General features: G+C 50.3%; 12 protein-coding genes. 2 read left to right on the top strand and 10 right to left on the bottom strand.

Annotated elements, in window-relative coordinates; translation table 11 throughout:
- Window positions 1-120: 120 nt before the first annotated feature.
- From astD to PY479_RS16565, 6 genes are all read right to left on the bottom strand, one after another.
- Complete coding sequence (gene astD, locus PY479_RS16590) at window positions 121-1,581, bottom strand: succinylglutamate-semialdehyde dehydrogenase (protein ID WP_275484446.1); 1,461 nt, start codon at window positions 1,579-1,581, stop codon at window positions 121-123.
- Between the two features lie 10 nt (window positions 1,582-1,591).
- The gene (astA, locus tag PY479_RS16585) at window positions 1,592-2,611 is read right to left on the bottom strand and encodes an arginine N-succinyltransferase (protein WP_212594351.1); all 1,020 of its coding nucleotides are present in this window, start codon (window positions 2,609-2,611) and stop codon (window positions 1,592-1,594) included.
- Window positions 2,612-2,710: 99 nt separating this feature from the next.
- On the bottom strand, window positions 2,711-3,928 hold the full coding sequence (locus tag PY479_RS16580) for an aspartate aminotransferase family protein (protein ID WP_212594352.1): 1,218 nt from the start codon (window positions 3,926-3,928) through the stop codon (window positions 2,711-2,713).
- Window positions 3,929-4,346: 418 nt separating this feature from the next.
- Entirely contained in the window at window positions 4,347-5,489 is a 1,143-nt protein-coding gene (locus PY479_RS16575; protein ID WP_275484445.1) for an HDOD domain-containing protein, read from the bottom strand.
- Window positions 5,490-5,654: 165 nt separating this feature from the next.
- Complete coding sequence (locus PY479_RS16570) at window positions 5,655-8,141, bottom strand: prolyl oligopeptidase family serine peptidase (RefSeq protein ID WP_275484444.1); 2,487 nt, start codon at window positions 8,139-8,141, stop codon at window positions 5,655-5,657.
- Window positions 8,142-8,268: 127 nt separating this feature from the next.
- Window positions 8,269-8,865: an aminodeoxychorismate/anthranilate synthase component II gene (locus tag PY479_RS16565; RefSeq protein WP_275484443.1), complete on the bottom strand. Its 597-nt coding sequence runs from the start codon at window positions 8,863-8,865 to the stop codon at window positions 8,269-8,271.
- Window positions 8,866-9,119: 254 nt separating this feature from the next.
- On the opposite strand from PY479_RS16565, the gene PY479_RS16560 reads away from it, so the two are divergent.
- On the top strand, window positions 9,120-9,689 hold the full coding sequence (locus tag PY479_RS16560) for a LemA family protein (protein ID WP_212594356.1): 570 nt from the start codon (window positions 9,120-9,122) through the stop codon (window positions 9,687-9,689).
- A gap of 58 nt (window positions 9,690-9,747) precedes the next feature.
- Window positions 9,748-10,809 carry a hypothetical protein gene (locus PY479_RS16555; protein ID WP_275484442.1) on the top strand — a complete coding sequence of 354 codons (1,062 nt, stop codon included), beginning with the start codon at window positions 9,748-9,750 and terminating at the stop codon, window positions 10,807-10,809.
- Between the two features lie 49 nt (window positions 10,810-10,858).
- Here PY479_RS16555 and PY479_RS16550 read toward each other — a convergent pair whose 3' ends face one another.
- The 4 genes from PY479_RS16550 to PY479_RS16535 form a co-directional block, all read right to left on the bottom strand.
- Window positions 10,859-11,842 (bottom strand): DUF4382 domain-containing protein, encoded by a 984-nt coding sequence (locus tag PY479_RS16550; RefSeq protein WP_275484441.1) that lies wholly within the window; start codon window positions 11,840-11,842, stop codon window positions 10,859-10,861.
- A gap of 222 nt (window positions 11,843-12,064) precedes the next feature.
- Window positions 12,065-12,967: a zinc metalloprotease HtpX gene (locus PY479_RS16545; protein ID WP_275484440.1), complete on the bottom strand. Its 903-nt coding sequence runs from the start codon at window positions 12,965-12,967 to the stop codon at window positions 12,065-12,067.
- Complete coding sequence (locus tag PY479_RS16540; RefSeq protein WP_212594360.1) at window positions 12,960-13,283, bottom strand: chaperone modulator CbpM; 324 nt, start codon at window positions 13,281-13,283, stop codon at window positions 12,960-12,962. Before PY479_RS16540 ends, PY479_RS16545 begins: the two co-directional genes overlap by 8 nt.
- A complete protein-coding gene (locus tag PY479_RS16535; protein WP_275484439.1) occupies window positions 13,280-14,209 on the bottom strand; it encodes a DnaJ C-terminal domain-containing protein in 930 nt (309 codons plus the stop codon). The genes PY479_RS16540 and PY479_RS16535 overlap by 4 nt, the downstream gene beginning before the upstream one ends.
- Between the last annotated feature and the right edge of the window lie 58 nt (window positions 14,210-14,267).

The following is a 14,267-nucleotide window of genomic DNA, read 5'->3' as shown; positions in this document are numbered from 1 at the left end:
GTGCGCTTACGGCTTGAGTTAGTTGATGTCGCCATAAAGAAGTCCTCTTTATGTCAACGTATTTCAGGACGGGACACGGCATATAAAAAAGGGAAGCAGCAAATGGCTTCCCTAGCAAATTTACAGCGTCAATCCTGGGCTGAGTGTTGCGGGTAAGCTGAGCGTATCCGCTTCCATTGACGCTACCGGGTAAGCACAATAGTCCGCGGCGTAAAACGCACTGGGGCGATGGTTGCCCGAAGCGCCTATACCGCCAAAGGGGGCTGAACCTGCCGCCCCGGTGATCTGCTTGTTCCAGTTAACGATGCCAGCACGGCTACGGGCAAAGAAATAGTCAAAATCAGCCCGACTGTCAGCCAGCAGCCCAGCGGACAAACCGTAACGGGTGTTATTTGCCATTACGATAGCCTCATCAAACTGCTGATAACGGATCAATTGCAATAGTGGGCCAAAGTATTCTTCGTCTGGCAGTTCTGCTACCGAGGTAACATCCATCAGCCCCGGAGACACCAGCCCGGTGCCGACCTGTAACTGCTGCATCACTACCAACGACTGCCCCCCCAATTGCTGCAAATGCTGCTGTGCGGCCAACATGCCTAGTGCCGCTGTTTCCGACACCATCGCGCCCATAAAGGGTTGTGGCTCTGCATTCCACGGACCGACTTTTATCGCTTTCACCGCCTTAATCAGCATATCGATTAACGCGTCACCCTGAGCCCCCTGCTGCACAAACAATCGTCTGGCACAGGTACAGCGTTGACCAGATGAAATATAAGCCGACTGGATGATCTCGTGCACAGCCGCTTTGATATCGGCAACATCTTTGACGATCAGCGGGTTATTACCGCCCATCTCTAATGCCAAAATCTTGCCTGGATGACCACCAAATTGCTGATGCAATAAATGTCCGGTACGACTACTGCCGGTAAAGAATAGTCCATCAATACCCTCGTGTCCGGCCAGCGCTTTGCCAGTCTCAACCTCACCTTGAACCAGATTGATAACGCCAGCAGCCACACCAGACTGCTGCCATAACTTCACCATCAGCTCGGCGACTTTCGGAGTCAGTTCAGAAGGCTTAAAAATTACTGTATTACCGGCAAGTAAGGCCGGCACGATATGACCGTTAGGCAGATGCGCGGGAAAGTTATAGGGACCAAACACCGCGACTACACCGTGCGGCTTATGCCGCAGTACCGCTCGCGCCACCGGTAACGCGTTCTCACTGGTGCCAGTACGTTGCTGATAGGCTTTGGCTGATAGCGCAATTTTACCGATCATCGCAGTCACTTCCGTGGCGGTTTCCCATCGCGGTTTACCGGTTTCCTGGGCGATAGTCTCCGCCAGCAATTCGCGATGGACTTCTAACTGGGTGCGGTACGCTTCAACTTGTTTTAATCGTCCTTCAAACCCCAGCATGAACCAGTCAAATTGGGCAGCTCTGGCGGCCGCGACCGCCGCATCGACTTGCGCTGACGTCGCTGCATTGCCTTGCCAGAGCTGTTCGCCGTTGGCTGGATTGAATGAGGCCATCGGATGACCATCACCATCGCTCCAGTTACCGTTGATAAACTGTGTCATGGGGTTTCTCCTAAATAGGTAATATCCGGACTTGTTGTCCTGCCTGTACCCGCAGTGCCTGGGCGAAGGCAGGTGACAAGGTGATATGGTTACTTTCGGCAGTGACATTGAGTCTTACTGCAGTGGCGCGGAAATCTGCCACCTGAGTGTTGGCAACAATATATGTGTCACCGTTGTCATCCATGGGGCCGACCAATACCGTTAACAAGCGGCTATCGCGCACCGCGCGGATCTCTTGCAGGGTGCACTCAACGGTGGGACCGCCATCGAAAATGTCGACATAACCGCGACAGCGGAACCCCTCAGCCTGCAACAAGCTCAGCGCCGGACGCGTATTGGTATGCACTTCACCGATCACTCGCTGCGCCGCTTCAGGCAACATGCAAACATACACCGGACTGCGCGGCATCATCTCGGCCATAAACGCTTTTTGCCCGAGTCCGGAAAGATAATCAGCTTCGATAAAATCGATACCGAGAAAATGCTGTTGTAACCAGCCGTAGAAGGGGGAATTGCCCGAGGCATCGCTGACACCACGCATTTCGGCAATCACAGTTTCACCAAAACGTGATGGATGCTGTGCCAGGAACAGAAAACGACAACGAGAAAGCAGGCGACCGTTGGTGCTTTTACGATAATCCTTACGCAGAAACAGTGTGCACATTTCTGCAGCACCCGTGTAGTCATGACACAGGGTTAGTGTTTCGACTTCATTGCGGACACCAATTTGCGCCGAATGATAAACTTCCGTGCCGAGACGATAGTGATAAAAAGCATCCTCCATGCCAACAGCACCTTCAATACCACAGGTACCCACCACCTCGCCGGTATCGGTATCTTCCATGACGAACAGATAACTTTCGTCATAAGGCTTGCTAACCGGTTTATTAAATGAGGCTTCCGCGCGATTAATCTTGGCAGTGAGGACTTCATCATTGACCGGTAACGACGTAAAGCCGTGGCCAGACGCTTCGGCAATATAACGCAGGGCGGCAAAATCAGACTGGCAAATAGGCCGGATTATCAACATGGTTAACTCTCCTGTGTCCCCACCGAGTTTCCGGTGTATCAACACACCGGAAACGGGGAATAAGCATAAAGGTCAGGGGCAAAGAACTTCCTGAACGCTTCAGGCTTCAACTATCTGAGCAACTGCTTTTTCCAGGCGGGCGATGCCTTCGGCAATGTCTGCCTCTGGGATGATCAGTGAGGGAGCAAAACGCAGAACGTTGGCACCGGCAACCAGCACCATCAGACCGTTATCGATAGCGGCCAGCAGGAAATCGCGGCTGCGGCCCTGATATTTTTCATTCAGCACGCCACCAATCAACAACCCTTTACCACGTACCTGTGAGAACACATGGTATTTATCATTAATACTGTTCAACCCATCACGCAGCAGCTGTTCACGATATTTCACACCGTCGAGCACTTCCGGGGTATTCACAATATCCATTACTGCATTACCGATAGCACAAGCCAGCGGGTTACCACCATAAGTGGAACCATGAGTCCCCACTTTGAAGTGTGCAGCAATTTCGCTGGTAGTCAGCATTGCTGCAATTGGGATACCGCCACCCAGCGCTTTCGCTGTGGTCAGAATATCCGGCACGATATCGGTCCCCATATAGGCATACAGATCACCGGTGCGGCCCATACCACTCTGCACTTCATCAAACACCACCAGTGCATTGTATTTATCCGCCAGTTCACGCACCTTACGTAAAAACGCCGGGTCACCGCTAATAATGCCACCTTCGCCTTGCAGCGGTTCCAGCATAATTGCGCAGGTCTTCTCGGAAACGGTTGCTTCCAGTGCTTCAATATCGTTATAAGGAATGTGGGTAATCGCCTGTGGCTTAGGACCAAAACCATCAGAATAGGCCGCCTGGCCGCCAACACTCACAGTAAAGAAAGTACGGCCATGGAATGCTTTATCAAAAGCAATGATCTCGTCTTTCTCTGGGCCATAGTTGTCAACCGCATAACGGCGAGCCAGTTTCAGTGCGGCTTCGTTTGCTTCTGCTCCTGAGTTAGCGAAATAGACCTTTTCAGCAAAGGTGGCATTCACCAATTTGGTCGCCAATGCCAATGCCGGTTCATTAGTCATAACGTTAGACAGGTGCCACAGTTTCTCACCCTGCTCTTTTAATGCATTGACCAATGCGGGATGACAATGTCCCAGACAGGTCACCGCAATACCACCAGCAAAGTCGACATACTCTTTACCTTCCTGGTCCCAGACCCGACTGCCCTGGCCACGTACCGGGATTATCGGAGACGGTGCATAATTAGGCACCATAACTTCATCAAACTGAGCACGGGTCAGATTCATTTTCACACTCATTCCTGAATATCCTTTATGATTTCAGACAGCGCTATAACCGCTGTCCCTTCGCAGTTAATCTCTCTTTGTCGTCTAGTATTACTGCGGATCGGTGTTTTAGATATGTGACATTAATAGCTAAATTGTGATCAAAATACCAGATTGATCAGGGCCGGCGCTTAACTCTTCGAAGGGTAAGTGCATAAAGATCTGATTTCAGGAAGTAAAAAGGCGATTAGCCGATATTTCCAGGCATAATTAGTCACAAAAAAAAGCAACCGAACCACAAATGTTTAACTATTCACTTTAAATGAATAGTTAAACAAAATAATAGCAGTAGTTGCTGTTAGGTAGAAGACACACTAGGAGAAAATACCAAATATTTTAAAGCGCCAATCAGGTCAGGCGTCAACTTGGCGTGCCAATCAATCTTGGTCGCTCAGAATAAGCTCAATTTACGATAATTCTGGCCTTGTAAACGGATAAGCTCCTGCTCACTCATAGCGTAGTAACTGTTAAGGAGCTGCTTGTCCCGAAAACTCAGTTGATGACTTTCATCAAGTAGTAAACTCTGTGCATAGCAGCTGGCTTTGGCGACCAGTTGAGCCAACAACGGCATCTGCTCAAAGCCCTGTTTGTCTTCCAACTCCTGCAACCAGGTTATCAATGCACTATCGGCAAATCCTAACGCCTGCGGCAGCTGCCAGTTAAGCCGCATCGCATGCTCTTGCACCTGCTGAAAAATCTCCAGTGCCGGGAATTCGCTGACAGCGACGGCGTCATACAACTCTTTATCCCGTGCTTTACTGGCTTCTTTGAGCCAGTTGCCACGCAGTTGTTCAAAGATTGAAGCGCCCATCCCTAATACCACAGAAGCCCCAAGCTGGCGCATCAACGACAGTGCATATAATAAGGCGCCATCCTGTTCATGTAATGCCGCTAGGGCGCGGGTGGCAACGCCTTGGATCTGGGCGTAACGCCAGAGTTTACGATTGATCCATAACAACCCGGTATGTCCCAGCGGCAACCAGTGACGGCAGATATAAAATGGGATCAACAGTCTCAGGTTATCCATGCCGATATACCCAAGCACCAGTTTCAAATCAGACACCTGCAAGTCTTTATTTTGCGGTCTTCTGGCACCAAAAACCGGACTATTGACCATGTTAGTCAGATCGCGTACCAACCAGGCTTGACTGGCAACGGCAGGACGTAGTCGGTTTAAATCCAGTTGTGGTGAATGCAGCATCTCCAATAACAAGAGATGCTTATCTGATACCGGGCTGTGGCGCTGAATAATGTCGAGAGACGCCAGTTGGTTTGCCAGTTCCGTTTTCAGACTCATATGCAACTGACTATTAATCTGTTGTGCCAATTGTTTGGTCTGCTGCTTTTTTGCAATGCGCGCCATTGCCGCTTCGCGCTCGATTTCCAGCTTAAAAGCAATGGCTTCTAACTCTGGTTCTGGATCATCCCAGACCGGAGTGTTCGCTTGAGTTCCCAGAATTAATTGTTGCAGGAACTTCTGTTCCAGTGCTGCCACTGGCGCGGGCTTGAATCCGCCTGAAACCGACGCTACCACCTGTGCTGTTTTCCTCTTGGCATTTGCCAGTAAAAATCTGAATTATTCGTCCATTTTATCTGGATTAATCATACTAAACATCAAGGATATTGAGTTAACTCTCCGCGAATCATAAAAAACAGGCTCTAACTGAGCCTGTTTTCGATTGCCGTCCTGCTGAGGTGACTATTTTTTTAAATCGGTCTCAAACAGTCGCAGAATACGGCGATACTCATCCAGCCAACTGGAAGGCTGGCGGAAGCCGTGATGTTCCACCGGATAGTAAGCCATATCAAAGTGAGGATTTTCTAACTCGATAAGGTGCTGCACCATGCGCACACTGTCCTGGAAGAACACGTTATCATCTTCAATCCCCCCCAAAATCAACAGATGATTTTTCAGGCCTTGTGCGTGTTCAATCGGCGAACTACGACGGTAGGCAATCGGGTCATCGTCTGGGGTATTGAGAATATTCGAGGTGTAAGGGGCATTGTAATGAGCCCAATCTGCGACCGGGCGCAATGCCGCACCACACTGGAACAGATCCGGCGCGGTAAACAGTGACATGAACGTCAGGAAGCCACCGTAAGAACCGCCATAAGTGCCTACCCGTTGAGTATCAATGTTGGCATTTTTAGCCATCCAGGCAACGCCATCTTTCAGGTCTTCGACTTCCGGATGCCCCATATTGCGATAGATTGCGGTACGCCAGTCACGGCCATACCCCTTAGAACCCCGGTAATCCATGTCCAGCACGACATAACCATGCTGAGTCAACAGATTATTAAACATGAATTCATGGTAGTAATCAGAGAAGCCGTAATGTACTTCCTGCAAATAGCCAGCGCCATGGTTAAAAATGACTGCCGGGTATTTATCGGCGCGCTTGGCATCAAAACCTTGCGGCAGATACAGTCTTGCATAGACCTTTCCAGCGCCATGTGACGATGGCACTTCAATGATCTGCGGTGCCTGCCACGGATAATCGGCGAAGGCCTTACTGGTGTAGTGCGTCAGTTGTTTCAGCTCACCGCCAATCGGCTGCAAATACAGCTCATTGGGCTGAGTCAATGCTGACGCAGTCAACAGCAAAGTGTCGCCTTGGGGATTCAGTTGATAGTCGAGAGTACCGGTCCAGTGCGTCAGTTGTTCATCTTTACCATTTTGCAGATCCACCCGGTAAATATTGTACTTACCTGGGTGTTCCTTGTTGGCTTTGTAATAGATGTACTGGCTATCGGGACTAAGGGTGATATCACTCACCACAAATTTACCACTGGTCAGCGCTTTTTCTTTACCGGTTAACGGTTTCAGATACAGCTGTGAATAACCACTCTGCTCTGACAAGTAATACAGGGTGTCACTGCCCGGTAACCAGCCATATTGATTATGGTCATAGTTGATCCAGGCATCATCGTGTAAACGGTGCTGGGTCTGGAACTTACCTTTATTGAGATCCACCGTGGCAATCCAGCGATCCTTGTTATCGGTGGCTTCCAGCATCACCGCCACGGTGTCTTTTGTGGCCTGCCATTGAATGGGGCTCTGATCCCATCCCCAATCTTCAATCAAACGGATATTACGAACTTTTTTCTCACTCTTGTAGGTAGTGCCCTGCGCTTTGGCATTTTCAGCTTTTACCGCTGCCAGCACATCTTCGTCATATCCGCTCAAGCCTTCCAGGGTCACATCTTGCTGTTGGTGTGACTGCAGATCCAACACCACAAAACGCTGTCCTGGTAACTTATCTTCGGCGACTCGGGCACGCACCGGGACTAAACCTACATGGCCTTCAGGATCCAGATAGTTCGGCATCACATCGGCATCCGTGCGCCCTTTGTAGGTTTTATCTTGCAACACCAGGAACAGATAGCGAGCATCGGGTGACACACTGAGTTCAATCAGTGCATCTTTTTCCCCCAAATAAAATGGCTTCGCCGCCATGGTGGGATCTTGTTGTTGTAACTGATCTTTGTACTGTTCCAGCGCTTTGGCATTGTCATGCTGCTTTGCCACAAACTTAATCAAGCGCTGATTCTGCTTTGCCAGGAAAGTGTCCGGCTCTCTCACCGCTTCAGGCGCTTTGGCAAACTGAATATCTGCCAGCTGTTCCACCATTCCAGAGTCCTGATGGATGCGGTACACCTTGCTGCCCTGCCAATACACCAGATCACCATCATTCAGGAACCGCACCCCATCGATACTATCGTTTTGACGGGTTAGCTGTTCAATCTTGCCGCTGCTGAGCTGCTTAACAAACAGGTTGTTCTGATAAACATAGGCTTTACGAGTTTTGTCCTGATTGAACACCCCTTCACGTTGGGAGGCCAAGTGCAACTCGTTGAGCTGCAGCTCGTTAGTCACGCCATCCGCGACACTAAGACGATAATAGTTACGGAGTGGCGAAGCGCTGGGCTGACGGAAAAACAATACCGACTTGCCATCATCGCTCCAGTAAGCCCCGTCGGCACTCACCCCCATCCAATCGGGATCGGCCATGATCTGTTCTATCGTCAGAGGTGTATCTGCGGTAGGGGGAGCGACTAACGGCTGAGAGACCGCCGTGTGAGTCATCGTGGTTTGCTGGGCGGTGGTATTTTGTGTGGCCGCGCAGCCGCTAAGTACCGCCAGAGTCAAGGCGCTGAGCCCTATGTGACGCATGAGGGGTTTCATTCGCATTCCTTTTTATTGTGTGATTCTCCGGTGCCAGAGCCCGGAACAGGACTTGTCAACGACGCCTGTTATATCACATTGCGTACAGCGAGTGCGGATTGGACGCCGGGAAACTTGTAAAGGCTTGTTAGCGAGTGGCGCTGGCGGCAGGTATTGATGCTTTCAAGAAATTGGCCAGCAATTCATGGCCCTGCTCACTCATGATCGATTCGGGATGAAACTGCACGCCAAATAGCGCTAGCGCGGGTTGGCTGATGGCCATGATTTCTCGGCCAAACTGCGGGTCATCGAACCACGCATCCAGCACGAAATCTTCAGGCAAGGCTTCCACCAACAGTGAATGGTAACGGGTCACATTCAAGGGGTTCTGTAACCCGTGAAACAACCGCTCACCGCGATGCGAAATCAACGAGGTTTTACCGTGCATCACTCGTTGTGCACGAATGACTTTGGCACCAAAAGCCTGAGCAATCGCCTGATGGCCCAAGCACACACCCAATATCGGAATTTTCCCGGCTAGTTGTTCAATTAACGCCAACGAAATACCCGCGTCATCCGGGGTACAGGGGCCAGGAGAGATCACCAATCGCTCTGGCTGCAACGCCAACACTTCTGCCACCGTCAGCGCATCATTGCGATGTACCACAGGTGAAGTTCCCAGTTGCTGAAAATATTGCACTAGGTTGTAAGTGAAAGAGTCGTAGTTGTCGATAACCAGTAACATGAACGGTAAATTCCCATCTCAGTGCGGCGCGCATTTTATGGTATCGGTCGCGCATTTACCAGAAGGCAAAATTGACCAGCATCCTAAGCCTCTATTGGGACTAGCAATAACCAATTAAGCTTAACATCCCAAGCCGCTATAGATAGCAGGACGTTAATGGCATCCACGATGTTAGCTACCGATGATTCAACAATGTGAATGCAATCTGCTACAGTAACTAACAGTTGCGACATGCACATTTTTAAGGACAAAAAATGAGTGCTTTGATCATGCTAATCATAGTAGTAGCCGCAGTAGTGTTGGCTATCATCGTTATCCACAACAGCATTATTGGTCGTTATAACGCTACCCAGAGAGCCTGGAGTGACGTCATCGCCCAGGAGCGTCAAAAGAATAAGATTTTGCCGTCGCTGGAGCAGGTCGCAGCACAATACAGTGAATATGAAAAAGGACTGCTGGAAAAAGTCACTGCATTACGCAGTGCATTGGCAGCGCTGTCGGCCGACACCATTGACACTAAAGGACTCGCCAAAGCCGAAAGTCACATGAGCGAAGTGGTTAAAGGATTGAACATTGCCGTCGAAGCCTACCCCGAACTGAAAGCCAGCGAACTCTTCAGCAAATTGATGCGAGAAATTACCGAACAGCAAGAAAATATTGGCGCAGCGGTACGCATCTTCAATCGCAATGTTGAGTTGTTCAACAACGGTATTGAGGTGTTTCCCAACAATCTGGTCAACAGCACGTTTACTCATAAACATCGGCTGGATACCTTTGATGACAGCGAAGCCGCCGCAGGTTTTGAATACAAGCCTAATTTCTGATGACGCCGAGCCGGTAAGCTCACCTTTAGCCCATTGAAAGGATATCAATAGTGTTACTATGGCGATTTCTAACAATAAACGAGTCGACCAGTTATTACGGGCCATGAAGCAGTCGCTGCCAGGTGTTAACGACGAGCACAGCCTTTATGATCTGTTAAAGCCCGCATTGAGTTTCAAAGGCCCCATCCGCTACAACAATCGTTGGCCCTGGCTGATGACTGTAGCCGGACTCGTTGTGTTAGCCATTCTGTGGTTGTTGGATAGCAGCAAGCTGACTGGACTGCCAGATTCAGTGCTCAATGGTTTAAATTGGCTGCTCTCACCACTGTATCGCTTGCCATTAGGCCCGTGGTCCCCATTTCTATTATTGACCGGTATTGGTGTCTGGCAATTGCTGTCTCGTTATCAGCGACTGCAAGGGCTCGCCGATGCGATATGGCGCAAAAACCTGTTGCTGGATAATCAGCTTCAGGAAATTCCGTGCCAACCTGAAGCTAAAGCCCGCGAGTTTGAACGCAGTTTTTATGAGTTTAATCGTGGCAATCACAAGCGCAGCATAGACTGGTTATGCCAAGGCCATTACCAGGGAACAGAACATCAATTTGATTATCAGCTGTTCGATTTTCATTATGTGGACAAGCACACCACCACCACGACCGACAGCAAAGGCCGCAAACACACGCATACCACATACCGCCATTACCATCGGTATGGGGTGATTTTATCCTTTGGCTTTACTCAGGATCTCAACATTTTGAGTTACAGTAACAGCGGACAAACGGGCGTGAAATGGGAGCCTGCATCATTAGACTTTCGCAAGCAGTTCAAAGTGTTGGCTGGCTCAGAGATGATCGCATCAAAGTTTTTTAAACCCACAGTCGTGGAGCAGTTACAGCAATTAGGCCAGAAACTGCGTCAGACGAACCTAGAATTTAACCGCCAAGGCATACTGTGTCTTACCGTTGCCGACAGCGATTTTGCCAATGTGCCACGGCCTGTGGGACTGGAAGATGCAGAAGCATTTCTCGCCGTGCTTAAACAACAGACCAAACTTCCCAAACTGACATTGGCACTGCATTGCGTTCACCAGTTGATGGTGTACACCGACAGTAATTTCTAACCCGATTAAAAAACACAGCCGCAGCTGTGTTTTTTACCAGTTAAACGCATTAACCACCGTGGTGCCCACCATTGCCCATACCACATACGTGAATAGTTGCCTGACCGCCACTCGGGCCACCATCAATGGTCACAGCGCCGGCATCCGCGAAAATAACGAATGGGCCGTCAGTAATGTCATCAGATGCTGGATAATCCAGATGCCCCAGACAGGTGTAGCCAATACGATAAGTGGCCTCCGGCAAATACCCTAATCCAAAATACCAGTTACCGTCGTCATCCTGCTTTAGCGGTGCCACGGCAATAGGCGCCACCATGCCAGTGGCTGGCGCATCGTACACGTCGGCCATTTGGCTGAGGCTGGTCACGGTATCAGGATAGAGATATGCCAAATGGGTAAACTCGCCCCCCACGGGTGCCAACGCCGCATAAGTCGTTTCACAATCGGCAATCCACTGTGGGTCCATCTCACCGATCAAATGCCCCATATAGAGATTATCAACTGACCAGCTATAGTCGTAACTCAGGTTGTAGTTGTAATCGTAGTCCCGATCCAGTCCCATATAGAGGCCAACTTCGAGCGTGTAGCTGTATTGATGGTTAGCACTGATATTGAAATTCATCAGTGGCAGTTTGCCATCCTGCACTTGTAACGCATGACGTCCCTGCCCATCCTCCACATAGCAGCCGTTATTACCATCGCCCTGTATCACCGTCATGTAGACATTCTGATATTGTCCCTCACTCAGCGGTAAACCATTGACCACGGTAATACTGTCCGCCCCCTGATAATTCATCAGATTAAAATTCATCTCACCCAGAGCGTAGCGATGTTCAATACCATTACCATCGGTCATCACCAGTTCGCCAAGCTGTAGGCCCACAGCAGTAACCCCGGTCATAGGTGAGTCGGAGATTGCCACCGACAAGGTGCCGGTTGATTGTTGAGTATCTGTCGTCGTGTTATCACTGCCGCCACATGCTGCCAGCAACACACATGCCGACACCATTAACCCATGCCAATAAGTCATCATCTTTTCCTCTGCTGTGAGCAATAATGCTTAACATAGTGCAATGGCAGAAGTTCAATTTGTTTATAAAATGAACAATTGATTTGTATCAATTTTGTTACAAATATCGTCAAGCGGCATGATTGCTAAATGAAAGGAACTGTCTTCAGAGCATTTACTCCATCGCCGAGGTACGAGTAATTGCACCTGACAACGACGGCAATGGTCGTTATGGGTATATCACTATCAATGGTGGAATGGATTATCAACATTGTCCGTACCCGTCTGGTACGGCCAACGTTGCTGCAACGCCAGTAAACGTTCAACTCGCTCCTTGGTTTCTGGATGGGTGCGTAACAGGGAAGGTACCGGCAGGGTGGCACCAGGCATGATCATACGTCGGAGCCAGCCCTGTTGCTGGCGTTCAATTTTACTCAGCGCACTGGCCAACCCTTGCGGATCACTGGTCATCCGCACCGCGTTCAAATCCGCATCATACTCACGCGTCCGCGACAGCGCTAACTGCGCTAGTGTGCTGATAGTTGGCGCTGCCAGTAATAACAAAATGGCCCACCAGTTAATGGTCGCCCAGCCAAACATGATGAGCGGCAGATTCAGCAATAGCAGCAATTGTCCCATCATTGACAGCAGCGAAGTACCACGGCTGAACATATCGGCCAGGCTCATCACTTGCAGATCATTACTGCGTACATGGCTGAGTTCATGAGCCAGCACTCCGGCTAATTCGCGCCATTGCAACTGCCGCAACGCTGCATCGGTAATGGCAATCAATGGCCGTTGCTGACTCCCCACCGCAAAGGCATTTATCAGGGGATTGGGTAATAGAAACAGTTGTGGCATTACCGGTAACCCGGCAGTTTGCGCCAACTGCTGCACCAATTGCCATAGTGCGGGAAACTGCTGGGGCGACAGCGGCCTGGCATTGTACAGCCGCATCACCATCCAAGGTGAAACGGAACTGCGAAATAGCCACAGCATGACACCGGCCATCAGTAACAGCAGTAAACCACTGCTACCGGCAAACAACCAGCCTAATAATGCCAAAAAACCGGCCATGCCCGACAACAGCAATGCTGAATGCCAGAAATTGCGTCGGGCATGTTGCTGCCACCGCACCCGATCAATCATCCGCCCCCTCCAGGCGGCGAATACGAGCACGTAATTGTTGCAGTTCATCCAACAGATCAAGCACTAACGCAACACCGGCAGTGTTTAAGCCTAAGTCCTGTTCCAACCGTCGCGCACGATGAATACGGGTGAGCGCGATGCCGCTGAAGCGCCAGTGTGTCGGGCGGTTACCGTGCGGCTCGACAATGCCATACTCCACCAGTTCAAACACCTGTTCCGGTGCCAAATGACAGGTTCGGCAGAGTTGTGCCAACGTCAATTTATAATGTTCATCCAGCACGTCTGCTGCATATAGTGTCAGCAAATCCTTACTCATGCTCTGCCTCCCCAATTGGCCCGAGGATCAAAGTTCAATGCGTCTTTGAAGGCGTTATAAGCCTGTTTGGCTGCCGCACTATTGGCTGCCGGTAACGCCACACTTAATTCCACATAAAAGTCGCCCGGCTGTTTTCCGGGGATGCCCTTGCCTTTGAGCCGCAAGCGCCGACCACCAGAAGAGTTGGCAGGAATTTTCAGATCAATACTGCCTTCCGGCAACGGTACGGTTACCGTCGCACCTAATGCAGCTTCCCACGGAGCAACGGGCAAGGTCAGGTAAACATCGCGGCCTTCGACCCGGTATAACGGATGCTGTCGGAACGAAACTTCCAGCAGCAAATCACCGTTAGCACCGCTGCCGATGCCCGGATTACCCTGTCCCGCCAATCGGATATGTTGCCCTGGCACCACACCTCGCGGGATACGTACATTCAATGTCCGGGGCTGCGCACCACCATCGCTTCCTAGCGTAATGGTGCGCGTTGTACCGCGGTAACTGTCTTCCAGATCGATCTGGATCCGCGCGCGAATATCTTCGCCTGGATAGTCAAAATGCGCCCGCGACTGGCGGGAACCCTGATTAAATCCACGGCCGCCAAACATTGACTGAAAGATATCGTCAAAGTCGAAGCCCTGAGCCTGTGGCCCGGCACCGCCCTGGTACTGGTATTGGTGGAATCCCTGAGATCCCGCCTGCTGAGCCGCTTGCCAATCCGCGCCATACTGATCGTATGCCGCCCGTTTTTCAGCATCGTGCAGCACATCGTAGGCTTCCTTTACCTCTTTGAAGCGCGCTTCGGCATCAGTTTCTTTACTGACATCGGGGTGATATTTACGGGCTAATCGATGGTATGCCCGCTTGATATCTTTATCTGAGGCATCCCTGTCGACGCCAAGGATCTGATAATAATCTGTGAACGCCATAATGCTCCAAACCTGTTTGAAGTGAATAAAACGTAGTCAACTTCAGTCATCGTGAAGA

It is taken from the genome of Shewanella sp. A32, assembly GCF_029167175.1.
GTDB classification, from domain to species: Bacteria; Pseudomonadota; Gammaproteobacteria; order Enterobacterales; family Shewanellaceae; genus Shewanella; species Shewanella yunxiaonensis.
This window is presented reverse-complemented; position numbering and strand designations above follow the sequence as displayed.